The organism is Paenibacillus sp. ATY16, assembly GCF_003399985.2.
Classification (GTDB): Bacteria; Bacillota; Bacilli; order Paenibacillales; family Paenibacillaceae; genus Pristimantibacillus; species Pristimantibacillus glycanilyticus.
On sequence record NZ_NMOK02000032.1, the window covers coordinates 92,280 to 114,572 of the forward strand.

26 protein-coding genes and 1 riboswitch are annotated in these 22,293 nt (G+C 53.0%); of the genes, 21 read left to right on the forward strand and 5 right to left on the reverse strand.

Annotation, left to right across the window (positions count from 1 at the left end; translation table 11 throughout):
- Nucleotides 1–17: 17 nt before the first annotated feature.
- Nucleotides 18–1,070 carry a mannose-1-phosphate guanylyltransferase gene (locus tag CFI03_RS18380; RefSeq protein WP_248758418.1) on the forward strand — a complete coding sequence of 351 codons (1,053 nt, stop codon included), beginning with the start codon at nucleotides 18–20 and terminating at the stop codon, nucleotides 1,068–1,070.
- Nucleotides 1,067–2,020 (forward strand): GDP-mannose 4,6-dehydratase, encoded by a 954-nt coding sequence (locus tag CFI03_RS18385; protein WP_248758419.1) that lies wholly within the window; start codon nucleotides 1,067–1,069, stop codon nucleotides 2,018–2,020. Before CFI03_RS18380 ends, CFI03_RS18385 begins: the two co-directional genes overlap by 4 nt.
- 57 nt (nucleotides 2,021–2,077) lie before the next feature.
- Here the strand turns inward: CFI03_RS18385 and CFI03_RS31345 are convergent, their stop codons facing one another.
- Complete coding sequence (locus tag CFI03_RS31345; RefSeq protein ID WP_248758421.1) at nucleotides 2,078–3,391, reverse strand: glycosyltransferase family 4 protein; 1,314 nt, start codon at nucleotides 3,389–3,391, stop codon at nucleotides 2,078–2,080.
- 199 nt (nucleotides 3,392–3,590) lie between these two features.
- Nucleotides 3,591–3,704: riboswitch (TPP riboswitch) on the forward strand.
- A 147-nt stretch (nucleotides 3,705–3,851) separates the two neighbouring features.
- On the opposite strand from CFI03_RS31345, the gene CFI03_RS18395 reads away from it, so the two are divergent.
- The 6 genes from CFI03_RS18395 (at nucleotide 3,852) to CFI03_RS18420 (ending at nucleotide 8,483) form a co-directional block, all read left to right on the forward strand.
- On the forward strand, nucleotides 3,852–4,886 hold the full coding sequence (locus tag CFI03_RS18395) for an ABC transporter substrate-binding protein (protein WP_248758423.1): 1,035 nt from the start codon (nucleotides 3,852–3,854) through the stop codon (nucleotides 4,884–4,886).
- A gap of 33 nt (nucleotides 4,887–4,919) precedes the next feature.
- Nucleotides 4,920–5,222, forward strand: coding sequence for a thiamine-binding protein (locus CFI03_RS18400; RefSeq protein ID WP_248758485.1), 303 nt, complete (start codon nucleotides 4,920–4,922; stop codon nucleotides 5,220–5,222).
- Nucleotides 5,212–5,988 carry an ABC transporter permease gene (locus CFI03_RS18405; protein ID WP_248758433.1) on the forward strand — a complete coding sequence of 259 codons (777 nt, stop codon included), beginning with the start codon at nucleotides 5,212–5,214 and terminating at the stop codon, nucleotides 5,986–5,988. Before CFI03_RS18400 ends, CFI03_RS18405 begins: the two co-directional genes overlap by 11 nt.
- Entirely contained in the window at nucleotides 5,985–6,740 is a 756-nt protein-coding gene (locus CFI03_RS18410; protein WP_248758436.1) for an ABC transporter ATP-binding protein, read from the forward strand. Before CFI03_RS18405 ends, CFI03_RS18410 begins: the two co-directional genes overlap by 4 nt.
- Nucleotides 6,741–6,754: 14 nt before the next feature.
- The gene (locus CFI03_RS18415; protein WP_248758438.1) at nucleotides 6,755–7,555 is read left to right on the forward strand and encodes a TatD family hydrolase; all 801 of its coding nucleotides are present in this window, start codon (nucleotides 6,755–6,757) and stop codon (nucleotides 7,553–7,555) included.
- A gap of 142 nt (nucleotides 7,556–7,697) precedes the next feature.
- Nucleotides 7,698–8,483, forward strand: coding sequence for a glucosaminidase domain-containing protein (locus CFI03_RS18420; protein WP_248758440.1), 786 nt, complete (start codon nucleotides 7,698–7,700; stop codon nucleotides 8,481–8,483).
- A gap of 22 nt (nucleotides 8,484–8,505) precedes the next feature.
- Here CFI03_RS18420 and CFI03_RS18425 read toward each other — a convergent pair whose 3' ends face one another.
- Both CFI03_RS18425 and CFI03_RS18430 read right to left on the reverse strand, forming a co-directional pair.
- Nucleotides 8,506–8,844, reverse strand: a complete 339-nt coding sequence (locus CFI03_RS18425) for a L,D-transpeptidase (RefSeq protein ID WP_127495206.1) — start codon at nucleotides 8,842–8,844, stop codon at nucleotides 8,506–8,508.
- 111 nt (nucleotides 8,845–8,955) lie between these two features.
- Complete coding sequence (locus CFI03_RS18430; protein ID WP_248758442.1) at nucleotides 8,956–9,486, reverse strand: cytochrome c biogenesis protein CcdC; 531 nt, start codon at nucleotides 9,484–9,486, stop codon at nucleotides 8,956–8,958.
- A 356-nt stretch (nucleotides 9,487–9,842) separates the two neighbouring features.
- Between CFI03_RS18430 and rsmD the strand changes: the two genes are divergently transcribed.
- Both rsmD and coaD read left to right on the forward strand, forming a co-directional pair.
- Nucleotides 9,843–10,433 (forward strand): 16S rRNA (guanine(966)-N(2))-methyltransferase RsmD, encoded by a 591-nt coding sequence (gene rsmD / locus CFI03_RS18435; RefSeq protein ID WP_248758445.1) that lies wholly within the window; start codon nucleotides 9,843–9,845, stop codon nucleotides 10,431–10,433.
- On the forward strand, nucleotides 10,420–10,932 hold the full coding sequence (coaD, locus tag CFI03_RS18440) for a pantetheine-phosphate adenylyltransferase (RefSeq protein WP_127495202.1): 513 nt from the start codon (nucleotides 10,420–10,422) through the stop codon (nucleotides 10,930–10,932). The genes rsmD and coaD overlap by 14 nt, the downstream gene beginning before the upstream one ends.
- On the opposite strand, the gene CFI03_RS18445 is transcribed toward coaD, so the two are convergent.
- The gene (locus CFI03_RS18445) at nucleotides 10,933–12,165 is read right to left on the reverse strand and encodes a nucleoside recognition domain-containing protein (RefSeq protein WP_248758450.1); all 1,233 of its coding nucleotides are present in this window, start codon (nucleotides 12,163–12,165) and stop codon (nucleotides 10,933–10,935) included.
- 128 nt (nucleotides 12,166–12,293) lie between these two features.
- Between CFI03_RS18445 and CFI03_RS18450 the strand changes: the two genes are divergently transcribed.
- The gene (locus CFI03_RS18450; protein WP_248758452.1) at nucleotides 12,294–13,094 is read left to right on the forward strand and encodes a S16 family serine protease; all 801 of its coding nucleotides are present in this window, start codon (nucleotides 12,294–12,296) and stop codon (nucleotides 13,092–13,094) included.
- Here CFI03_RS18450 and CFI03_RS18455 read toward each other — a convergent pair.
- Nucleotides 13,084–14,331, reverse strand: a complete 1,248-nt coding sequence (locus tag CFI03_RS18455) for a nucleotidyltransferase (RefSeq protein ID WP_248758454.1) — start codon at nucleotides 14,329–14,331, stop codon at nucleotides 13,084–13,086. The two genes, CFI03_RS18450 and CFI03_RS18455, sit on opposite strands and share 11 nt — an antisense overlap.
- Before the next feature lie 161 nt (nucleotides 14,332–14,492).
- Between CFI03_RS18455 and CFI03_RS18460 the strand changes: the two genes are divergently transcribed.
- From CFI03_RS18460 to rnc, 10 genes are all read left to right on the forward strand, one after another.
- Nucleotides 14,493–15,017 carry a YceD family protein gene (locus CFI03_RS18460; RefSeq protein WP_248758456.1) on the forward strand — a complete coding sequence of 175 codons (525 nt, stop codon included), beginning with the start codon at nucleotides 14,493–14,495 and terminating at the stop codon, nucleotides 15,015–15,017.
- Between the two features lie 37 nt (nucleotides 15,018–15,054).
- The gene (rpmF, locus tag CFI03_RS18465; protein WP_015845071.1) at nucleotides 15,055–15,228 is read left to right on the forward strand and encodes a 50S ribosomal protein L32; all 174 of its coding nucleotides are present in this window, start codon (nucleotides 15,055–15,057) and stop codon (nucleotides 15,226–15,228) included.
- A 178-nt stretch (nucleotides 15,229–15,406) separates the two neighbouring features.
- A complete protein-coding gene (gene fapR / locus CFI03_RS18470; RefSeq protein WP_248758458.1) occupies nucleotides 15,407–15,979 on the forward strand; it encodes a transcription factor FapR in 573 nt (190 codons plus the stop codon).
- A gap of 58 nt (nucleotides 15,980–16,037) precedes the next feature.
- Nucleotides 16,038–17,030 carry a phosphate acyltransferase PlsX gene (gene plsX / locus CFI03_RS18475; protein ID WP_127495197.1) on the forward strand — a complete coding sequence of 331 codons (993 nt, stop codon included), beginning with the start codon at nucleotides 16,038–16,040 and terminating at the stop codon, nucleotides 17,028–17,030.
- Nucleotides 17,030–18,016 carry a beta-ketoacyl-ACP synthase III gene (locus tag CFI03_RS18480; RefSeq protein WP_248758486.1) on the forward strand — a complete coding sequence of 329 codons (987 nt, stop codon included), beginning with the start codon at nucleotides 17,030–17,032 and terminating at the stop codon, nucleotides 18,014–18,016. Before plsX ends, CFI03_RS18480 begins: the two co-directional genes overlap by 1 nt.
- Nucleotides 18,017–18,030: 14 nt before the next feature.
- Nucleotides 18,031–18,954 carry an ACP S-malonyltransferase gene (gene fabD, locus CFI03_RS18485; RefSeq protein ID WP_248758460.1) on the forward strand — a complete coding sequence of 308 codons (924 nt, stop codon included), beginning with the start codon at nucleotides 18,031–18,033 and terminating at the stop codon, nucleotides 18,952–18,954.
- Nucleotides 18,955–18,989: 35 nt separating this feature from the next.
- The gene (gene fabG, locus CFI03_RS18490; RefSeq protein ID WP_248758462.1) at nucleotides 18,990–19,739 is read left to right on the forward strand and encodes a 3-oxoacyl-[acyl-carrier-protein] reductase; all 750 of its coding nucleotides are present in this window, start codon (nucleotides 18,990–18,992) and stop codon (nucleotides 19,737–19,739) included.
- Nucleotides 19,740–19,833: 94 nt separating this feature from the next.
- Entirely contained in the window at nucleotides 19,834–20,067 is a 234-nt protein-coding gene (gene acpP / locus CFI03_RS18495) for an acyl carrier protein (RefSeq protein ID WP_091181516.1), read from the forward strand.
- A 148-nt stretch (nucleotides 20,068–20,215) separates the two neighbouring features.
- On the forward strand, nucleotides 20,216–21,457 hold the full coding sequence (gene fabF, locus CFI03_RS18500; RefSeq protein WP_248758464.1) for a beta-ketoacyl-ACP synthase II: 1,242 nt from the start codon (nucleotides 20,216–20,218) through the stop codon (nucleotides 21,455–21,457).
- Nucleotides 21,447–22,142 carry a ribonuclease III gene (rnc, locus tag CFI03_RS18505; RefSeq protein WP_015845063.1) on the forward strand — a complete coding sequence of 232 codons (696 nt, stop codon included), beginning with the start codon at nucleotides 21,447–21,449 and terminating at the stop codon, nucleotides 22,140–22,142. The genes fabF and rnc overlap by 11 nt, the downstream gene beginning before the upstream one ends.
- The last annotated feature ends 151 nt before the right edge of the window (nucleotides 22,143–22,293 follow it).

Here is a 22,293-nt window from a genome sequence, read left to right on the forward strand (position 1 = left end):
TTTCGAGGTGAAAGTCAATGATCGCTGTTATTATGGCAGGAGGTAAGGGGACGCGTTTTTGGCCAAGAAGCACGGTTGCCAAGCCGAAGCAGTTTCTGACGTTGGCTTCGGAAGAGGCAACGATGCTGCAGCAAACCTACGCGCGATTCCGTTCCTGTCTGCCCGAAGAAAACGTGTATGTCGCCGTAAGCGAAAACTATTTGCCGATCGTGAAGGAACAGCTTCCCGAGCTGGGAGACAATCGTATCATTATAGAACCCGATCAGAGAGATACCGCACCTTGCATCGCATTGACGGCCAGTTATTTCCTGAAGCAGGAGCTGGACGACGTGCTCGTAACGGCACCTTCCGATCAATACATTCCGGATACGGACGAATTGATGGATGCTCTTCGCGCGGCGGAACAGGCGGCCAAGACGGATGGCGTTGTCGTCACGCTTGGCATAGTCCCCACAAGAGCCGAAACGGGTTACGGTTATATTGAAACGATAGAAACCGAAGAGCATGCGGATAAGTTTGGGGAACGCATCAAAGAGGTCAAAGCTTTTATTGAGAAGCCAACCAAGGAAAAAGCCGAGAAGCTGATAGAGCTTCCGAATATGTATTGGAATAGCGGTATATTTATATGGAAGCCGTCTACGATCGCCGGATACATGATGAAGTATCAGCCGCGGATGTGGTCTATTTTTGACCAAAAGGATGATGAGTTCAGGCAGTCGTATGCCCGTTTGCAGAAGCTTTCTATCGATTATGCCCTGGTAGAAAAGCTGGAGCGTCTTTATACGATCCCTATCGAATTTATTTGGGACGATGTTGGAACCTGGACCTCGCTTGAGAGAATATTTAATACGGATGGCGACGGAAACTTGCTGCTGGGGCAAATCTTCCCGTTTGCGACGCGCAACACGATTATTTATTCGGAACAGCAGCAGGTTGTTGCGATTGGTATTGAGGATTTGATTATTGTATCTACTGAAGAAGGCCTCCTTATCTGCCGGAAATCGGACGAACAAAATGTCAAGCATGCGATCGCCGCGCTTACTGCGGATCAAGAAGGCCGGCAGGGATGAAAGCACTGATTACAGGAATAACCGGTTTTGTAGGCAGTCATCTTGCCGAGCATCTGCTCGGCGAGGGGATTGAAGTGACAGGAACCATGAGGAGTCACAGTTCGCTGCGCCATATTCGCCATCTGCTGCCGGATATGTGCCTGTATGAGTGCGAGCTGATGGATTCTCAGGCGGTTGAGCGTATGATGGCGGACATTCGGCCGGACCTGATCTTTCATTTGGCGGCGCAAAGCTTTGTACCGCTGTCATGGGAATCGCCTGCCGAGACCATGACGAACAATATTGTAGGGCAGGTTCATCTTCTGGAAGCGGTAAGAAAGCTTGGGTTAGCCTCCAAAGTGCTGATTGCCTGCTCCAGCGAGGAATACGGGCATGTGGAAGAAGACGAAGTGCCGGTCAAGGAGACCAATCCGCTTCGACCTATAAGTCCGTACGCAGTCAGTAAAATCGCCCAGGACTACTTGGGCTACCAATATTTCAAAACCTATGGACAGCACATTATCAGAACGCGGACCTTTAATCATCATGGTCCCCGCAGAGGCGAACAATTCGTGAGTTCGAATTTCGCGAAGCAAATCGCGGAGATCGAGAAGGGATTAAAGCCGCCGGTTCTGTATGTGGGGAATGTGGACGCCAAACGGGATTTCACGGATGTGCGCGATGTGGTTAGAGCTTACCGGATGGCGATGGACAATTGCGAGGCCGGTGAAATCTATAATATCGCATCCGGTCAATGCCATGAGATCCGCGAGGTGATTCGAATCCTGCTTAGCTATAGTACCGTCGATATTACGATAGAGGAAGACAAAACAAGACTTCGGCCATCCGATGTTAAGGTGCTTGTAGGGGATTATAGCAAGTTTTACGAGCAGACCGGATGGAAGCCGGAAATTCCGTTCGAGCAGACCATGAGGGATTTATTGAATTATTGGCGCAATGAGCTGGCTTAATAAGGCCTGACCCGGTAGGGGAGAGCAATCTCGCTATCGGTCAGGCCTTTCATTGTTTTAAATCTGACGCAGCTCTATTAACCGGTTCTTGATCCGTTGGCCAATCACGGCAGGAGAGAAATCGTTATGAATCGTCCTCATGCCGCTTGCCGCAATGGATTCCCGCCAGCGAGCATCGGATAGGAGGCGCTGCATGTATTCCGCGGCATGACGGATATTAGGCTCTGCCCAGATCTGATGGCTCTTGTACGGCCCCCAGTCCTGCCCGATGTTAACGAGCTGGTAGGAAACTGGACAGGAATTTGAAGCATTCATAAACTCCGTGTTGCCGGACCAGTTCGTTGCTATGACCGGTTTGCCTAAATACATCGCTTCCGCGAGACCAAGACCAAATCCCTCGGCACGGTGAAGGGAAACATAGCTGTCCGTGCACTGCAGCAGGGCGTTTACTTCGTGCCTTGACAGCACTCTGTCAATTAAATGCATATTGCTCCGTTCGGCAATCAGCTTCTTCAGCTCGGCAAGCTCATTTGGACGGAAGTCCGCATTATTTACCTTAAGGACAAGTCCAACGCGCTGATCGTTTTTGTCAAAGGCCAGCTTGAAGGCTTCAATTACCGCCCGGGGATTTTTGCGCAAGGTTGAGCTCTGAACGTCGTACATCATTAGGAACAGAAACCGGTTCTCCGGCAGCCCGAAGGAAGAGCGGTTAATATTCGGCGCGACTTGTACTTGGATGCAGTGAGGAATCGTAACAACGGGAACGGATGCCCGTTTGGAGACGGACTCGGCAACAAATTTGCTGCACACCCACACCTCGTTGACATGGCTGAAGCCTTCCACATGCTCTTCCGGAAACTCCGGCAGCTCCCAATGCCAATACCCGATGTTGTAACGGCTGTTGAACAATTCGTTTCCGAAATGCTCGCGGGCAGGACGCATAAAGTCGGCATTCATATGAAAAATATTGGTGTTGTACCGGGCTTTATCCAGCAGCTTATGCGACCAGCTGTAATCCGACATTCTCGAGGCTACGGCAAGCGGGAAATTAAGGAGGCCAAACGGAATGGCCGCCGAATCAATCGCTTTTGCCGCTAGCCGCGAGGATTCCCCGATTCCCATCTCGGCATGAACAAAACCGATAATATTTACGCCTGGTTCCCGGGTTGAGCCGTCGGATTGAAGCGTTGCCTTCTCCGCGGCGGGCCGCCCGGCGCTGCGCTTATTGGAGAGCCGGCGCTGTTTTCGCTTTGCTTGACGCTTAGCGGTTCGTCTGCCGTATGATCGGGTACGGCCTCCTGATTTGCGTCTTCTAGACCTCGATGCGTTTGACCGTTTCGGCTTCTTGCCTCTCTTGTGTCGTCTTTTCACCCCGGTTCAATCCTCTCGATATTAGCGGATATGCATTCGACTACATACTATTCATCCCGGTCACGCGGCTATAAGGACAACAACCCACCAAGCGTAAAAATCGGCTTATGTCTAACCTTGAACCTTGAATAGATGACTTATTTAAAAGGAAGCTGGCTTTTTCGGGCAGAAAGGGTATAATGAGGTTTATTGACGTAAGTGAATAGCACCGGGGAGCTGGTTGAGGCTAGCTGAGAGGGAATTCCGAAGAAAATTCCGACCCTTATACCTGATCTGGATAATGCCAGCGTAGGAATTTGTTATTTAGGTTGCCCGTTATATTATGGAGCGGGCGGACCTGTAATAAAGCTGACGAAATGTATGGCTCTCCGGAAATCGGAGGGCTTTTTTTATTTTCAGAAGGTAGTCCGGCCATAATAGCAAACGTCATAGTCAAGTAGAGAGAGGGAGAGACAGAAAGATGAGATCAGGTGCAAAGAGAAGGTTCGCGATTGTTGCAGCTATGCTGGCGGTAGTTGTGCTGCTGGCCGCATGCGGCTCGAACAACAACAAGAATACGGGGAACGAGTCAGCCGGTAACGGAGCGGACAAGCCGTTGACCAAAGTAAAGGTCGTACTGGATTGGACGCCTAACACGAATCATACCGGATTGTACGTGGCACGGGATAAAGGTTATTTCAAGGAGCAAGGCCTTGACGTCGAGATTATTCAGCCTGGCCAGGACGGCGCGGATAAAATGGTAGCTTCCGGCGGAGCGGAGTTTGGCGTCGGCTACCAAGAGTCGCTCACCATGGCGCGAATCGCCGGTGTGCCGCTTGTATCCGTTGCTGCCGTGATTCAGCATAATACTTCGGGCTTCGCTTCGCCGGCATCCAAAGGAATCGACTCTCCGAAAAAGTTTGAAGGCAAAACCTATGGAGGTTGGGGAGCGCCGGTAGAAGAAGCGGTAATCGGCTCTCTGATGCAGGAAGAGAACGCGGACGTAACCAAAGTGAAGATGCTTAGCATCGGCGATACGGATTTCTTCACGGCGGTGAAGCGCGACATTGATTTTGCCTGGATCTACTATGCCTGGACGGGCGTGGAAGCCGAGCTGCGCGGCGAGAAGCTGAATATGGTTTACTTGACCGATTACAGCGACAAGCTGGATTACTACACGCCGCTTCTTGAAACTAGCGAGAAAATGATCGCCGAGAAACCGGAGATTGTTAAAGCTTTTGTTGCAGGCGCCGCTAAGGGATACCAATTCGCGATTGACCATCCGGAGGATGCGGCGGAAGTGCTGATTAAGGCAGAGCCGGATCTGAATGCGGACCTCGTTCGCGCAAGCCAGAAGTGGCTTAGCCCGAAATATACGGATGACGCTTCGCAGTGGGGCGTGCAGAAGAAGGAAGTATGGGTGAACTATTCCCAGTGGATGTTCGCTCACAAGCTGCTGGAGAAGGAGCTGGAGGCGGATAAAGCGTTCACGAACGACTTCCTCCCGAAAGCTTAGCTAAAACAATAGGATTAAGAGGAGCTGACGATGATGGCCAATGCGCTTGTAAGTATTCAAATTCTGCCAACAACGCCAAACGGGGAAAGCGTTATTCCGTTTGTAGACCGCGCAATCGAGATTATTAAGGTATCGGGTGTCCCTTACCGGGTAGCGCCTCTGGAGACAACGATGGAGGGCGAACTCCCGCAATTGTTCGAAATCGTGCAATCCATGAATGAAGCCATGACCGAGATGGGCTGTCCGTCCGTTATCTCGCAGGTAAAGGTCTATTTCAATCCGGCTAACGGGGCTTCCATGGGCCGGTTGTTGGAGAAATATCCGGATGGGCAATAAAGGCTGGTATCATGCGGTCTGGCCTTCTCTGCTGCTCGTCATCCTTATCCTTGCCGCTTGGCAGCTCTCGGTTGATAGCGGCGTTGTGCCCGAGTGGCAGCTGCCTTCGCCGACTTCTATCGTAAAAGAAATGGTTGACGTCTGGCCGCGCCTGATGGACAATGCCTGGGCAACGGTGGAGCTGGCGCTTGTCGGATTCGGCGGGGGCGCGGCAGCCGGGATCATTCTTGCCGCAATTCTGCACCTTATTCCTTTTGTCCGGAGGGCGGTCTATCCGCTGCTTGTCGTCACGCAAAACGTGCCGGTCATCGCGATTGGCCCGATTCTTACGATTTGGCTCGGTTACGGCGTTCTGCCCAAGCTTATTCTCGTCTGGATCGTATGTTTCTTCCCGGTATCCGTGGCCATGCTGAATGGCTTTAAGGATACGGATCCGACCCTTCGCAATTACATGCGGATGATTGGAGCGGGGGACTGGCAGCTGTTTACGCGGCTCGAATTGCCCAATGCCGTTACGCACTTATTCTCGGGCCTCAAAATCGCCGCATCGTATGCCGTTCTAAGCGCCGTTGTTGCGGAATGGCTTGGAGCTGACAAGGGATTAGGCCATTATATGATTCTCTCATCCAAAGGTTATGAGCCGGCAAGGGTATTTGCTTCGGTCTTTCTAATCGTGGCGCTGAGCCTTGCTTTATTTGGACTCGTAGCTCTCGTCGAAAGGTTTGTCATCCGGTGGCGTCCGGCGAAAGGAGGGGGAGGAGCATGACGGCTCCAGCGCTTGAACTAAAAGAGATCCGCAAAAGCTTTGATGCTGGCCGGAAAAACGTCCTGAACGGCTTATCGCTCACCGTTGCCGAGAACGAATTCGTCTCCATTGTCGGACCCTCCGGAAGCGGAAAAACAACGTTGTTCCAGCTCATTGGCGGATTGGAGCAACCAACTGGCGGTGAAATCTGGATTGACGGCAAGCAAGTAACCGGCAGCCGGGGGCATATATCGTATATGCCTCAGCAGGCCTCCCTGATGCCTTGGCGTTCGGTGTCGGCTAATATCGAGCTTGCGCTTGGAATCGCAGGCATGGAGCGTAAGGAAGCGGGGCGTCAGGCACGTGAATGGCTGGATCGCATCGGTCTCGCGGCGTACGCCGATTCCTATCCCCATGTGTTATCCGGCGGGATGCAGCAGCGCGTATCCTTCCTGCGGGCGCTGCTGTCTCCCCAGACTTTAATGCTGCTTGACGAGCCGTTTGGCGCGCTTGACGCGTTGACGAGACAGCAGATGCAGCAGTGGCTGATGTCCATCTGGGAGCAGAACAAACGGTCGGTTCTCCTTGTTACGCATAGCATCGAGGAAGCATTGCTGCTGTCGGACAGGATCCTTGTCTTGTCATCAGCGCCGGCAGTGATATTGGAAGAGATCATCGTACCCTTCGCAAGACCCCGTTCCCAGCAATTATGGCGGGAACCGTTGTTTAACGAACTGAAGCAGCAGATTCACGAGCTGCTTCAACAGGCGTAAGGAGGCTGATCATCATGGAGCGGAAAAACGCAATTGACGCGCATATTCATCTTGATTCCTATGAGGAAGCCGATCGGCAAGCATTGCTCGAGCAGGCTTTTGAAGAGGGAATCGAAGCGGTTGTAGCGGTGTCGATGCATTTGGATTCCTGCAAGACCAACGCCGCGCTCGCCGAGTCGTTCCCGGGACGGGTGTTTCCCGCATACGGTTATCATCCCGAACAGCCGGTTCCTGCGGCATGGGAACAAGATGAGCTGTTTGCATGGATTAAGGCGAAGCATGCAGCCGGCGCAGCGTTCGCCATTGGCGAGGTTGGCTTGCCTTATTATTCCCGGACCTCTGCAGCCGAGGAAGGGAGACCTTTTGACGAGGCTCCTTATCTCGATTTGCTTGATCGATTTGCCGCGATTGCCGCGGAACTGGGCCGTCCGATTATTTTGCATGCGGTATATGAGGATGGATCCAAAGCTTGCGATATCATGGAGCGGCATCAGGTAAAGAAGGTCCATTTCCACTGGTTTAAGGGAGATGAAGCGACGATTAAGCGAATGATCTCGCTCGGCTATATGATTTCGGTGACGCCGGACGTGGCCTACGAGCAGGAGATCAGGACGCTGGTACAGCAGTATCCCATGGAGCGAATCATGGTGGAGACGGACGGACCGTGGCCTTTTGAAGGGCCTTACGAGGGCCGTAGGACCGTGCCGCAAATGGTTCATGATGTTTGCGCGCATATCGCCGCGATCAAGCAGCTTCCGGAGCAGGAAGTGCGGGAACGGCTGCTCTCGAATACGCGTGAATTTTATAGTTTGTAAGCAGATGAGCTCCGTTAGTCCGAATATGGGCATAACGGAGTTTTTTTGTTACCTTGGCGGCAGTCACCGTTACGAATCGGATCAAAGCTCCATACACTGAGAGGAGCTTGTATAAGTTTTTGACTGGAAAGGAGGAGGATAAATGGCGAATCTCACAAGATCGCAATTTATTGCAGCGCTTGTCCCGACTGTTCTGCAGGTCAGACGCGAAGGCTCATCGATTTTTCCTTCCTTGCGGCTGGCGCAGTGTATGCTCGAGACCGGCGGGGTCATTCATCCTTGGTACAATCTCGGAGGCATTAAGGTCGGATCGGGCGCTCCCAATGCTTATTGGCATGGCGAAGCGGTGGTGAAAGGAACCTGGGAAGTGGTTGACGGAACATTGATCAGCATGAATTCGTCGTTTCGCGCTTATAACAGCGTGTATCATTTCATGAAGGATCAGGATCTGCTGTTTGCCACTCCCCGCTATGTCCGCGTCCGTGCAGCCGTAACGCCCGAGCAACAGGCCACGATGCTGTACGTGAGCGGTTATGCGACGGATCCTGCTTATCCTAGTAAGCTGGTTACCCTCATAAACCAATATTCCTTGAAGCAGTATGATACGGCCTTTGCTTCCGCATCATCGACAACGATGTTCCGTTCCTCGCAGACGGTTCCCATTCTGGTAGACGGTTTTGTTGCCGCGGTCGGATACTTGGACGGAGGAACAACCTGGGTTGCTGCCCGGGCACTTGGGGAAACGCTTGGTGCCGCTATTGGCTGGACCGCAGGCAAGGTGACGGTTAACGGCCATCCGCTTGATTCCCGGCTCGATATTTCCACAGGTTATGTAACGGTAAGAGACTTGGCGGCATCATTAAACCGCAAAACCGTTTGGGAGCAGGCAACCCAGACCGTCACTTTGAAAGCGGCAGATCTCCCTTAAGAGACCGCCGCTTTCCCTGCATTCAGGGGCGAATCGTAACCCGGGTTCCAACCGGCACAAGATTGGACAAAGCCAGCACATCCTCATTGTACATCCGGATGCAGCCATGCGATACCATTCTTCCGATCGAGGAAGGGTCGTTCGTGCCATGAATGCCGTAATGCGGTTTGGACAATCCCATCCACAACACGCCAAAGGGTCCGCCGGGATTTTCCTGTTTATTAATAATTTTGTATTCTCCCGAAGGTGTCTGGGTAACCATCTTGCCTATGCCAACGGGATAAGAGTTCACGACAACATTTCCGTCAAGCAGATGAAGCATCCGGTCCGACAAATCGACGATTATGCGGTAAACGGCCATGCTGCAGTCTCCTCGCCATCATTTTTTTGCTCATGCCATGATATTCCTGACAAGCCGCAAGGTTACGGTTTTAGAGGACAATGAAAAAAAGCGTCCCGAAGGGGAACGCTTTTAGGATACAGCCGCTTTCTCGTCGCTCTTGCGAAGGATAAACGTATAATAACCGATATAATAAGCTACAAGCAGGAAGAAAGTTGCCGCGGTCAGCGGATCATTCGTATACTGCTGCATCTGCGCCGTTTCGTTGTTTAGCGCCGGATTCATGGCAGTGGCGCCTCCGGTGCCGAACATTTCAATGATCCGGAAGGCGATTCTTCCGATAAACAGCAGGACAACCAAAGTCTCGATGCCGACATGCGTCCGGTAAAACAACGTATCCTCGCGCTGTTCGAAACGGCTGTGCTTGATGGCATAATAAGCAATTACCGCGCCGCAGGCGATACCGATGGCATCGGAAATATAGATCGCAGGATGCGGGAAGCCGGAGGCCAGCAGCAGAATGCCAATGATACTGAAGATAACGATGCGCATTTTCAGCCTGCTCGGCTTGAAAGGCTGAAAACCTACCGAACGCTTCAAGCGCCGGTACACGACAAACAGAATAACGAGTAAGGGAATAATATAGCTGCCGAACTGGTTCATAGGGCCGTAAACCTCCCGTCTATTAAAAGTGGTACTGTAACTATATACCAAAATGACCGGAATTAGCAGTGGGGAAATGGCCTGTTTACAAAAAAATCGGACGCTCATTTCTGAGCGTCCTTTCATGGGAGAGGAGAAACCGGACGAAGAGCTTATGGGGAAACGTAAGTCTTCTCCGCGGTTGTCTACGGCATCTTCCGACGCCGATGATTTTATCTTGTCCGGTTTGTGGGCGATTATACATATTACTCCAAAAAAATATTGAGGCCCTCGTTCCTCCTCTCCGGGTGCCTTTATAATCCAAGGGAAAGTGTGGTACTATAGGCATCGACAGTAGAGGAAGGGAGCAATAAGCAGTGAGAGTCATTGCGGGAGCGGCAAAAGGCCGCACGCTGAAGGCGGTTCCAGGCATGAATACCCGTCCGACGACCGACAAGGTGAAGGAAGCGATATTCAGCATGATTGGACCGTTTTTCGACGGTGGACTGGCACTCGATTTATACGCCGGCACCGGCGGGCTCGGTATTGAAGCTTGGAGCAGAGGCATCGAGCGGACGATCTTTATCGACCGGGAAAAAATAAGCATTGATATCATTAAATTAAATACCGAAGCGGCAGGAATGGGACGGCATGCGGAAATATACCGCAACGACGCGGAGCGTGCGCTGAAACTGCTGGAGAAGCGGGGAATCGCGTTCTCTATCGTCTTCCTCGACCCTCCTTACCGCTTGACCCATATGGACGAGCTGATGGCCGATCTGGCGCAGCGGTCGCTGCTGGAGGATGGCGCGACTATTGTGGTGGAGCATGATGCCGGGCATGAGTATCCGGACGAGATGGAGCATTTTATTTTGCTGAGAAAACAAAAATATGGCGATACGGCAGTTACGATCTACCGTTATTCGCCCGGCAGCGCAGATGGAGGAACAAGCCATGCAGATGAATGAGAACGGACGAGTAGCGGTCTATCCGGGGAGCTTCGATCCTCCGACATTGGGGCATCTCGATATTATCCGCCGTTCGGCCAAGCAATTCGACCACGTCATCGTGGCGGTGCTTAACAATACAAGCAAAAGTCCGATGTTTACGCTTGACGAGCGGAAAGAGATGCTTCGCGAAATAACGCGCGACATTCCGAATGTGTCGATTGACAGCTTCCGGGATTTGCTCGTACGGTTCATGAAATCGCGCAAAGCCAGCGTTATCGTCCGCGGCATCCGATCGGTGACGGACTTCGAGTACGAACTTACGCTTGCCTCAACGAATCAGTTGCTGGATGAAGAGATCGAGACGATCTTCATGATGACGAACCCGAAATATTCGTATCTCAGCTCCAGCATTGTGAAGGAAATCGCGATGTTTGGGGGACCGGTTCATGAGCTTGTTCCGGCTCCGATCGAGACTCGTCTCGTAGAGAAATATAAAGCGAGGCAGTCAAACGGCTAACTAGCGTTTCTTGAGGCCAGGTACGCGCGGCGCGGCTGCGCGCATCAACAGCAGCATAATAGCAAGAACGGCGACGGCCGTCAGCGCATACGGCCAGAGCGACGGGAGGCCAACTGCGGTGACGGCCTCGTATGCGTTGGAAGTGCGCTGCCAGCGAGCGCCGTCCTGCAGCATGGCTGCCGTAGCGCCGGTCAGCCGGCTTGGCAGCATCGCAAGGGCAGCCTGTGCCGGCTTCCACAGCAGCAAGGCTAGCCCAGCGGCATGCAGCGCATGCAGCAGTCTGACGCCTATGAGCGGCAGCAGCTTCAAATCCGTGCCGGTGATGGCATAGCCGGATTGCAGCAGCGCGCTTAACCCGCTCCAGGCCAGAATAGCCGCAACCGCGGCGGCGCTTATTGCGGTAGTAATGCCGGGGCCTTGCCATACGGCTGCCCCGTAGGCACCGATATGGCTCTCGAGTAAAGCGGGCAGCACCAATTCGGCAATACCGCTTGGCAGCGCGAATTGGATGAGCGGTAACGCCAGCCGGGCTGCTACGGCCGCAAAAATCATAAAGCCGCCAACAACTAGCAGCTTTTGAACGCCGGAAGAGACCGCATCGCCAAGTACCTTGCCAAAGCTGCGACCGTCACGGTCGCGGCTTGTCGTAATCGCGTCCGCTGCATTTTTAATCAAGCCTCTCGGTGCAACGGCCGCTTGAGGGACATTAAGGTGATGCGACGCAGACCTCCGCCGGCTGAACAGCGAAATCCATCCGGCCGAACAGAGGGCGGAGAGCCAGACCATAAGAGCGATAAATAAGCCAAGCTCCGGCCGATGCAGGAAGCCCGCCCCAATAACGACAATCATAAAAAGCGGGTTGGGCATATGGGACAAAGCCAGCAGTCTTTGCCCTTCTCGTCTCGTTACAAGCTGATCGCGGCGAAGAGCAGCCGTCGCTTCGGCGCCTGCCTGATGTCCGGATAACCACCCAAAGAGCAAGGGCAGCGCAGCTTCGCCGGGCAGCTTGAACAAGCCTCGCATCACAGGACGAAGAAGAGCGCCGATTCCGTGTATAAGGCCAAATGCGGCTATCAGCTCAAACAAGACGAGGAAGGGCAGCAGACCGGGAAATACGATGTTCCACCAGATGGTCAGTCCCTGAAGGGATGCTTGGAACGCTTCATCCGGTTGACGTATGATGGCGGCAACCATCAGAATCGAGATTGCCGCATACAGAATCGTTCGTGCCATATCTATCAACTCCATTGGAATTAGGATCATCGATTACGCAAGAGCTTGGACGAACCGGGGTCTGTTCCATTGTACGCTCGTCTAGGGCGGGATAGACCAGACCCTTGAGGAAGGGAGGGAGTTGTTCTATGGGCAAGTTTAGGCTGAACGGTAACGCGAGGCAGGCGGCAGGGATCTTTTTGATCGCCGTTATGCTGTGGATCGTAGTCTATGCTCCGACACCGCTGGTTGTCTATGAGCCTGGGCTAACGTTCGAGACGGCGCCGTTCGTTCAGCAAAGCAGTAACGGCGGAGCAATCCAGCAGATTAATGCCGGAGCGGACAAAAGCGGCGTTTTTTTGGTTACAACCGTTAAATTAACCGATGCGAAGTATTGGCAGGCGATTCAAGCTTTATGGAACAAAGACTTTCAAATACTAAGCAAGAACTCGGTCATGAATGGGCTGTCGGAGAAGGATTATTTGGCGCGGATGTCCAAAGACATGCTCACTTCGCAGAATAGCGCCGTTGAAGCTGCCTACCGCTATTCTGATATTCCTTACAAAGTATCGCCTGAAGGGCTGCAGCCTGACGATGAGAGCCGGAAAATCACGATCTCAGCCAGTGACGTTGGCGGACCGTCTGCCGGACTGATGTTTGCGCTGCAGTCTCTTAATCTCCTATTGGATGAGGATTTTACCCGGGGGCTCAGAATTGCGGGAACAGGAACGATTGACAAAGACGGGAACGTCGGATCCATTGGCGGAATTGCCTTAAAAGTGGTTACGGCGGATCGAGCGGGGGCAGAGCTGTTCCTTGCTCCGAAGGATAACTATGAGGAGGCTGCGGCGAAAGCGAAGGAGCTTCGCAGCGAGATGAAGGTTATCCCCGTCACCTCGCTGGGCTCTGCTATAGCTGCAATACAGGATGAAGCGGGTCTTACCCGATAATGATCGGCCTGTCCGTAAAATCGCGGTACATCGCTGCCGCCGACTCATGTCCGGGCTGGGCCAGCATATAGACGGCCGAAGCTTGCGTATCGAGCTCGAGGTATCCGGATTCGATTGGAGCTCTGGCGGCGCTTAGCAGGACGGGAAGCTTCGCTTCCTTCTTCATGCGGCGCAGAAGCTGCTGTCCCTTGCTCGTGAATCCAAGCACGCGGATATATTGGACGCCGGCAGCAAGCTTCTCCGCAGTGAAATCTTCTTTTTTATGGCGGAGCAGAATAGAAAGCAGGGAGCGCTGCAGCTTGGTCCGGGTGTAACGCTTCGTCTTAAGCGCATCAATAAGCGGCTCAAATCCGGTATGGTTCAGCTTCGGCAGCGCTTGAAGGAGCCTATGTTCGAGACCTTCCGTCATTTCGCGGTAGCCGGCAAGCTGTTCCGGCGTGTGGGTGACAACGGCATGCAGCAGCTGCTGGACGAAGTTGGCCCAGCTTACAGGGCTTCTGCCGGAAGACCATTCCTTCTGCATCACGGCAAAAGTACCGGCAGGCACGAGCGGCTTGCTTGCTTCAAGCTCGCCGCCTTCCAGCAGCAGCTTGCGGATCGCGGTAGCGCTGGCGATGGCGCTGTCGGTAACCGTCGTTTGCCCGTATTCGGATTTCTCCCGGCGTATCGTGTAGGGCAGCATCCGCCCGCCGATCCGTTCCAGTGCGATTAAATAATGAAGACCTAGCGTATGATTGGGCTGGGCAAAAGGGAAAACCGCCGCATCCGCCCGCCCGATCGAAGCAAGGTAAGAAGCAATCGCCGAGCTGTAAGCGCTAGGATAACTGCTCCCGTTCTCCATAGCTTCCCGAAGCAGACTTTGAAAGACTGGCGGCTCGTGGGCGACAAGCTTGGCTGCCTCATGCAGCACTTCAAGCTCCCCGCTCTCCGTACCGAAGCAGAAGGCGTCGACGACCCCTGTCGCTTCCAGAGTGGAGACCGCTCCGTAAGCGAACCACTCCGCTGCTTGCGTAGCGTAGGCGACGGGCAGCTCCAGCACCAGATCGCAGCCGCCTCGCAGCGCCGCTTCCGTCCGGGCCCATTTATCCATGACGGCCGGTTCTCCGCGCTGCAAAAAATGTCCGCTCATGACGGCTACGACGGCGTCGGCTTTTGCTATTTTGATCGATTCGCGCAAATGATATTGATGACCGTTGTGAAATGGGTTATACTCAACAATTAGTCCTACCGTTCGCAATCTGACATCTCCTTATTTCAGATGGATATATGTCCCATCATAGCACAGGGATATCGTTATATTCACGAAATAACGCGGCAAAAGATGAAAAACAGTGTGAAAATGTTGACAAAACCGCTCGATGATAGATATAATAATTTTTGTTTGTTTGGGGTGATCACATGCAGTTTCATGTACAAGAAACGATGTCCAAAGGCATTAAGGCAAAGATTGATGAGAATCTCGATGTGTCCGCGTTATTCAAAGACAGATCGGATGTCATCAGTCACGGTCCGCTCCATGTGTCGCTTCAGGTAACGGGCAATGAAGGCTCGATTACGGTCGAAGGCGAATTGTACATTGATTGGGAGCTCGCTTGCTCGCGTTGTCTTGATCCCGTTAAGCTTCACACGGTAATCCCTGTGTCCGACCAGTTCAAGCCGGCGTCCGAGCAGGACGAGGAAGAAAAGGAAGAGGACGAGGACGACGACGTTATTGCCGTAGCAGGGGACAGGCTGGATTTGAAGCCTTATGTGGAAGAAGTGCTTCAGCTGTTCATGCCGTTCGCTCCGTTATGCAGTAACGATTGCAAAGGACTGTGCCAAAATTGCGGACAGAACTTAAATGAACAAAAATGCGGCTGCTCAACCGAGAGAATTGACCCTCGCATGGCAGTGCTCAAGGATTTATTCAAAGACGAACAATAAAGCGTGATTCATTGATTCTGTGAAGGAGGTGGGAAACATGGCAGTACCTCAAAGAAGAACATCCAAAACTCGCCGCGACAAACGTCGTACGCATTTCAAACTGGCGGTACCAGGTATGGTAAAATGCGAGCAATGTGGAGAGCTGAAACTTGGCCACCACGTATGCAAAGTGTGCGGATATTACAAAACGAAAGAGATTATTTCCCAATAATCTCGGGGTTTCCCACAATAGCACTTCATTACGATGAGGTGCTATTTTTTTGTGTCCGTTGCTTACATACTCTTTTTTTTATATACTTATTTAGTACCAGGTTATAATATCAGCCATTATTCGAGTAAAATCAGACAAGGGTCACAATACTGTTAAGGTGGTGCCGAAGATCGAACGAATGCCTAAGCGACAGCGGCATCAGCTGCTCGCACAATTAATTGACGAAAATCCGTTTATGACGGACCGGGAGCTGACCAGGCATTTGAAGGTCAGCATTCAGACCATAAGGCTTGACCGGATGGAACTGGGTATTCCCGAACTGCGCGAGCGGTTGAAGCTGATGGCTGAGCGTTCTTACGATTCCGTTCAGTCCTTGCCGCTGCACGAAGTGATTGGTGACATTGTAGATTTGCAGCTGGACAAAAGCGGGATCTCGATATTCGAAATTCGAGAAGAGCATGTTTTCTCGCGCACGGGAATTGCCCGGGGCCATCACGTATTTGCCCAGGCGAACTCGCTGGCTGTTGCAGTTATCGAAGAGAAAATCGCTCTGACGGTCACGGCGGACATCCGCTTTATAAGGCCGGTTAAGCTGGGCGAGAAGTGCATTGCAAAAGCTTATGTACGTTCGATATCCGGCGAGCGCCACAAGTCGAAGGTGGAGCTCTTTACCTATGTCGGGGATGAAATGGTGTTCCAAGGGAACTTCGTCATTTACCGTTCGGCTGGTGAAGGAGAGAACGAGGCATAGGCTTTTATGTTAGCGCTTTGCCTTTCTAACGGGGCAGAGCGGCTGGGAGGTAAGAAACATGCGGATCGCCATAGATGCGATGGGAGGCGACCACGCCCCTGGACTAATCGTTCAGGGCGTGTTGGAAGCTGCGGCGGAGTGGCCGGATACGGAATTGGTTCTTGTCGGCGATACGGCGGCAGTTGAGCCGCTGTTCAAAGGACAGAAACCGGCCAACGTGACGTTATGCCATACAGATGAGGTGATCGGTCCGGATGAAGAGCCGGTCAAAGCGGTTCGCCGAAAAAAAGGCTCGTCCATGGTCGTTGCCGGCCAGCTGGTACGCGAGAAACGCGCCGATGCGATGATTTCCGCGGGCAACACCGGTGCATTGATGACGACCGGACTGCTTGTCGTTGGCAGACTGGAAGGGATCGAGCGTCCCGCGCTCGCCCCGATGCTTCCTACAATGGACGATGTTGGAGTGCTTGCGCTTGACCTTGGCGCCAATATGGACGCGAAGCCTGAGCATTTGCTCCAATACGCAATCATGGGCAGTATTTATCGCGCAAAGGTGCATGGTTTTGACAACCCGCGCGTAGGCCTTTTGAATGTCGGTACCGAAGAGCGTAAAGGCAATGAGCTGACGAAAGCGGCTTATGATCTGCTCGAGCAGGCTCCGATTAATTTTATCGGAAACGTTGAGGCGCGTGACTTGCTTAATCGCAGCTGTGACATTCTCATTTGCGACGGTTTCGCGGGGAATATTATGCTTAAAGCGATGGAGGGGACAGCGGGATCGCTGATGACATTCCTGAAAGACGCTTTTGGCGAGACGCTTATGACGAAGCTTGCCGCAGCGGTTATGATGCCGAAACTTCGCGCATTGCGTAAAAAGATGGATTACAAGGAGCATGGGAGCGCTCCGCTGCTTGGCTTGAACGGACTGGTGATGAAATGTCACGGCTCCTCGGATGCTAAGGCTGTGAAAAATGCGATCCGGCAGGCCCGGACGGCTATCAAAGCCCAGCTTACGGAGTCTATAGCGGCGGAAATAGGCGGGAGGTCATGATGAAATTACATCCTGTTGGCATTATTGGTACGGGCAAATACGTTCCCGACCGGATTTTATCCAATCAAGAACTTGAGCAAATGGTGGAAACCAACGATGAATGGATCGTAACGCGCACGGGGATCCGCGAACGCCGTCTGGCGGCAGCGGAGCAGGCGACTTCCGATCTGGCTTATCAGGCTTCGCTGAAAGCGATAGACGCGGCGGGCATTGCCATTGAAGACATTGACTTAATTATCGTTTCGACAATTACGCCGGATACGTTCTTCCCTTCGACGGCATGCCTGCTGCAAGAAAAGCTAGGAGCGAAAAAAGCGGCTGCATTTGATTTGTCGGCAGCCTGTTCCGGATTTATATACGGTCTGGCAACCGCTTCGAATATGATCGCTACCGGCATGTACAAGCATGTCCTTGTTGTTGGGGCCGAGACCTTATCCCGCATAACGGATTATACGGACCGCAACACGTGCATCTTGTTTGGCGACGGCGCAGGCGCCGTGGTGCTCGGACAGGTAGAGGAAGGCCGCGGATTCAAGTCGTTCGAGCTTGGCGCTGACGGCGGCGGCGGAGATCTCTTGAAAGTAAGCGGCGGCGGTTCGCGCATGCCATCAACGGCGGAAAGCGTTGCATCGAAGCAGCATTTCATTCATATGGCCGGCAATGAAGTGTTTAAATTCGCGGTGCGCATTATGGGCAATGCGGCGGAGGAAGCTCTTCGCAAAGCCGGGATGAGCAAAGAGGATATCAATCTTCTAGTTCCTCACCAAGCCAATGTCCGTATCATTCAATCGGCTCTTAACCGACTCGACCTGTCGGAAGAAAAGTGTATGGTTAACTTGGACAAATACGGCAATATGTCCGCGGCATCGATTCCGGTCGCGCTGGCAGAAGCCGTAGAGCAGGGAAGAGTTAACGATGGGGACTGCCTCGTGTTTGTTGGCTTCGGAGGAGGCCTCACCTGGGGCGCTTCCGTATTGATCTGGTAATGGAGGGAATTCGTTTGAGCAAAACTGCATTTGTTTTTCCCGGCCAAGGCGCGCAAGCCGTTGGTATGGGCAAAGACGCGTACGAAGCGTTTGAAAGCTCCCGCGCTGTCTTCGAGCAAGCGGACGAAGCATTGGGCTTCAAGCTTAGCGATATTATATTCAACGGTCCTGACGATCTGCTGAAGCAGACGGTTAATACGCAGCCGGCGCTTCTGACGGTAAGTGTTGCCTTGCTGAAGGCGCTTGAAGGCCGAGGACTCAAAGCCGATTACGTGGCTGGCCATAGCCTTGGCGAGTACAGCGCGCTGGTTGCGGCAGGCGTGCTCAGCTTTGAGGATGCGGTCCGCACGGTTCGCGCGCGCGGCGAGTTCATGGAGCAGGCTGTCCCTAGCGGACAAGGCGCAATGGCCGCCGTGCTTGGCGCGGAACGCGGCGTTCTGTCCGAATTATGTTCGAAGATCACGGAAGAAGGAAATACGGTTGAACTGGCGAATGTTAACTGTCCGGGCCAAATCGTTGTTTCCGGCTCGGCAGCAGGTGTTCAAGCCGTTGTTGAGCGAGGCAAAGAAGAAGCCGGCGCGAAGCGTGTCATTCCTCTGGAAGTAAGCGGGCCGTTCCATTCCTCGCTGATGAAGCCAGCGGCTGAGAAGCTGTCCGGCGTATTGTCGGAAGTGCCGATGAACGATTCAGCTATTCCGGTAGTAGCGAATGTAACGGCTGCTCCGGTAACGGAAGCGGCTTCGATCCGCAATCTTCTGGTCGAGCAGGTTTACTCTCCGGTTCTATGGGAAGACAGCATCCGTTATTTGGCCGAACAAGGCGTGGATACTTTCGTTGAGATCGGCTCGGGCACTGTCCTTGCAGGCCTGATCAAGAAAGTCGACAAAAATCTGCGCGTTATCTCTGTAAACAGCATTGCTGCACTCGAAACACTGTAGCATCGTGCTCGTGCAAAACCTGGAGGAGGTATACCATGTTTGCTAGTCTTGAAGGCAAAAAAGCGCTTGTAACGGGCGCATCCCGCGGTATCGGCCGTGCTATCGCCGTTGCGCTTGCAGAAGCCGGCGCCGATGTTGCGATCAACTACTCGGGCAGCGAGGCGGCTGCGGCGGAGACGGCCAAGGCGGTTGAAGCGTCTGGCCGACGCGCTATCATTCTGAAAGCGAACGTTGGCAAAACCGACGAATTCGAAGCCATGGTCAAAGAAGTTGTGGATCAATTCGGTTCAATCGATATTTTGGTGAATAACGCGGGCATTACAAGAGATAATTTAATTATGCGTATGAAAGAAGAGGAATTTGACCAAGTTATTGAGACGAACTTGAAGGGTGTCTTTAACGGGATCAAAGCGGTCACGCGGCCAATGATGAAGCAGCGTGCCGGACGCATTATTAATATCTCTTCGGTAGTGGGCGTGCTTGGAAATCCCGGTCAGGCGAACTATGTCGCGGCGAAAGCAGGCGTAATCGGCCTCACGAAGTCGAGCGCGCGCGAGCTTGCTTCCCGCGGCATTACCGTAAATTGCATTGCACCGGGCTTTATTCAAACGGATATGACGGACAAGCTGTCCTCCGAGGTGAAGGAATCGCTTTCTTCGCAAATCCCACTTGCGCGCCTTGGCGCAGCCGAGGATATTGCGGCAGCGGTACGCTTTCTCGCATCCGATGCTGCTTCCTATATGACAGGCCAAACCGTCCATATTGACGGCGGCATGTACATGTAAGATAGCATCACGCCGCAATGACCGGAAATGCAACGGTTACGTATGGCGTTTTGTCTTAAATTCTCGTATAATACCCTAGGAGGAGGTGAATCGGATGTCCGAAGTAGTAGAACGTGTAAAACGTATCGTCGTCGACAGACTTGGCGTAGACGAAGCGGAAGTCACGCTGGAAGCTTCCTTCAAAGATGACCTCGGCGCTGACTCTCTTGATGTCGTTGAGTTGGTCATGGAACTGGAAGACGAGTTTGATATGGAGATCTCTGATGAAGATGCAGAGACCATCACCACGGTGGGAGAAGTAGTCAATTACATACAATCTCATACGTAAGGAAACAAGGGTCCCGTTGTAATAGACGGGACTTCTCTCCATCTGAGGCACGGAATCATCATGACATTATGAATGAGCTTGTACGCTTTTATTATAGAAGATGTGACGTACGCATCTGAATGCAGTCCACTTTGAGGTGAATCTTACAATGAAACAAAGAGTTGTCGTTACCGGCATGGGGGTTATTACCTCGCTCGGAGCAGACCTGGAACAGTTTTGGGGTAATTTGATGGAAGGGAAATCGGGCGTATCGCGCATCGAAGCGTTTGACGTATCCGAATATCCGACACAAATCGCCGCTGAAGTAAAGAACTTCAATCCGGAAGATTACAATCTTGATAAAAAAGAAGCGCGCCGCATGGACCGTTTCGTCCAATTCGCGTCCGTTGCCAGCTTGAACGCGGTTAAAGACGCCGGCCTCGAGATCGGCTCCAATGTCGATCCCGAGCGCGTAGGCGTTATCGTCGGATCCGGTATCGGCGGACTCGGAACTTGGGAAGACCAGCATAACATCCTGCTCGAGAAAGGTCCTAAGCGCGTAAGCCCGTTCTTCATTCCGATGATGATCGCGAACATGGCTTCCGGACAAGTCTCGATGCTGACCGGGGCGAAAGGCCCGAACAGCACGGCGGTTACGGCTTGCGCGACGGGTACCCACTCGATCGGCGATTCCTACAAGATGATTCAGCGCGGGGATGCCGACGTCATGATTTGCGGCGGCGCGGAAGCAACGATCCGTCCAACGGGTCTTGCCGGCTTCTGCTCGATGCGCGCGATGTCCGTGCGCAACGACGAGCCGGAGAAAGCAAGCCGTCCGTTTGATATCGGCCGCGACGGTTTCGTCATGGGCGAAGGGGCAGGCGTTCTTATTCTGGAATCGCTGGAGCACGCTCAAAAGCGAGGCGCTCAAATCTATGCGGAAGTTATCGGCTACGGCATGAGCGGCGACGCTCATCACATGACGGAGCCGGATCCGGACGGAGCTGCGCGCTGCATGGCGAAAGCATTGCGCGACGCGGGCATTGAGCCCGAGGCGATTGATTATATCAACGCACACGGCACGTCGACGCCGGTAGGCGACCGTTCCGAAACGAGCGCGATCAAAAAAGCATTCGGCGATCATGCCTATAAACTTGCGGTCAGCTCGACAAAATCGATGACCGGTCACTTGCTTGGCGCTGCCGGCGGTGTCGAAGCCGTTATTTTGGGCCTTACGCTCAAGAACGGCATTATTGCTCCAACCATTAACTTGGAGAATCAAGATCCTGAGCTTGACCTGGATTACGTGCCGAATAAGCCGCGTAAAGCGGATGTCAGAACGGCGCTGTCCAACTCGTTCGGCTTCGGCGGTCATAACGCGACGATCGTGATGAAAGTCTATGAAGCGTGATTCCATTAACGAGCTGCAGACCCGTCTGCAGCTTCGCTTCAAACAGCTCAAGCTGCTGAAGCAGGCTTTTACGCATACTTCCTATGTCAATGAACACAAACATGGGACGATCGAGCATAATGAACGTCTGGAATTTCTGGGCGACGCTGTTCTGCAGCTGCTCGTATCGGAATACTTGTTTGCGGCGTACCCGAACCGGCCGGAAGGTGAGCTGACCCGTATGCGTGCGTCTGTCGTTTGCGAGCCGTCTTTGGCCCAATTCGCGGAGCGGCTGGAGCTTGGCGCCCATATTCAGCTTGGCAGAGGCGAAGAGCAGCTCGGAGGAAGACAGCGTCCCGCGCTGCTTGCCGATTTGTTTGAAGCTTTTGTCGGAGCGATATTCCTAGATGCCGGCATCGAACGGACAAGAGCCTTTCTCGAGACGCATATGTTCCCGTATATTGAATCCAACGACTACGGCCTGCTGGTGAAGGATTTCAAGTCCAAGCTGCAGGAGCGCGCCCAGCACAAAGGGCTTGGCGCCGTAGAGTACCGGATTATGGAAGAGCGTGGGCCTGCCCATGACCGCGAGTTTGTCGTCGAGGTTTGCATCGGCGAAATTCCTTACGGAAACGGCAGCGGCAGAACGAAGAAGGAAGCGGAGCAGCGTGCTGCGGCAGTTGCTTGGCAATCGCTAACGGAATAATGGAATAAGCCTGTTGCGGACTCAAGTAAGGGATCTGCGGCAGGCTTTTTTTCATTCGCGCTTCGCTGCGAAAAGGACGGATATAGCCGTTTGCCTTAACCCGGCTTGTCTGATTTTACAGCGGGCAAAAGGTTAACGAGCCGCGTTAAGT

Bases quoted from the DNA above. Each gene is read 5' to 3' on its own strand.
- CFI03_RS18445 (WP_248758450.1), bottom strand. From the start codon at position 12,165: ATGGCACGAACGATTCTGTATGCGGCAATCTCGATTCTGATGGTTGCC.
- CFI03_RS18405 (WP_248758433.1), top strand. From the start codon at position 5,212: ATGGGCAATAAAGGCTGGTATCATGCGGTCTGGCCTTCTCTGCTGCTC.
- CFI03_RS18410 (WP_248758436.1), top strand. From the start codon at position 5,985: ATGACGGCTCCAGCGCTTGAACTAAAAGAGATCCGCAAAAGCTTTGAT.
- fabF (WP_248758464.1), top strand. From the start codon at position 20,216: ATGAAACAAAGAGTTGTCGTTACCGGCATGGGGGTTATTACCTCGCTC.
- CFI03_RS18425 (WP_127495206.1), bottom strand. From the start codon at position 8,844: ATGGCCGTTTACCGCATAATCGTCGATTTGTCGGACCGGATGCTTCAT.
- CFI03_RS18460 (WP_248758456.1), top strand. From the start codon at position 14,493: ATGCAGTTTCATGTACAAGAAACGATGTCCAAAGGCATTAAGGCAAAG.
- CFI03_RS18430 (WP_248758442.1), bottom strand. From the start codon at position 9,486: ATGAACCAGTTCGGCAGCTATATTATTCCCTTACTCGTTATTCTGTTT.
- CFI03_RS18480 (WP_248758486.1), top strand. From the start codon at position 17,030: ATGAAATTACATCCTGTTGGCATTATTGGTACGGGCAAATACGTTCCC.
- fabG (WP_248758462.1), top strand. From the start codon at position 18,990: ATGTTTGCTAGTCTTGAAGGCAAAAAAGCGCTTGTAACGGGCGCATCC.
- plsX (WP_127495197.1), top strand. From the start codon at position 16,038: ATGCGGATCGCCATAGATGCGATGGGAGGCGACCACGCCCCTGGACTA.
- acpP (WP_091181516.1), top strand. From the start codon at position 19,834: ATGTCCGAAGTAGTAGAACGTGTAAAACGTATCGTCGTCGACAGACTT.
- fapR (WP_248758458.1), top strand. From the start codon at position 15,407: ATGCCTAAGCGACAGCGGCATCAGCTGCTCGCACAATTAATTGACGAA.
- CFI03_RS18420 (WP_248758440.1), top strand. From the start codon at position 7,698: ATGGCGAATCTCACAAGATCGCAATTTATTGCAGCGCTTGTCCCGACT.
- CFI03_RS18395 (WP_248758423.1), top strand. From the start codon at position 3,852: ATGAGATCAGGTGCAAAGAGAAGGTTCGCGATTGTTGCAGCTATGCTG.
- rpmF (WP_015845071.1), top strand. From the start codon at position 15,055: ATGGCAGTACCTCAAAGAAGAACATCCAAAACTCGCCGCGACAAACGT.
- CFI03_RS18400 (WP_248758485.1), top strand. From the start codon at position 4,920: ATGGCCAATGCGCTTGTAAGTATTCAAATTCTGCCAACAACGCCAAAC.
- CFI03_RS18385 (WP_248758419.1), top strand. From the start codon at position 1,067: ATGAAAGCACTGATTACAGGAATAACCGGTTTTGTAGGCAGTCATCTT.
- CFI03_RS18380 (WP_248758418.1), top strand. From the start codon at position 18: ATGATCGCTGTTATTATGGCAGGAGGTAAGGGGACGCGTTTTTGGCCA.
- CFI03_RS18450 (WP_248758452.1), top strand. From the start codon at position 12,294: ATGGGCAAGTTTAGGCTGAACGGTAACGCGAGGCAGGCGGCAGGGATC.
- CFI03_RS18415 (WP_248758438.1), top strand. From the start codon at position 6,755: ATGGAGCGGAAAAACGCAATTGACGCGCATATTCATCTTGATTCCTAT.
- rnc (WP_015845063.1), top strand. From the start codon at position 21,447: ATGAAGCGTGATTCCATTAACGAGCTGCAGACCCGTCTGCAGCTTCGC.
- coaD (WP_127495202.1), top strand. From the start codon at position 10,420: ATGCAGATGAATGAGAACGGACGAGTAGCGGTCTATCCGGGGAGCTTC.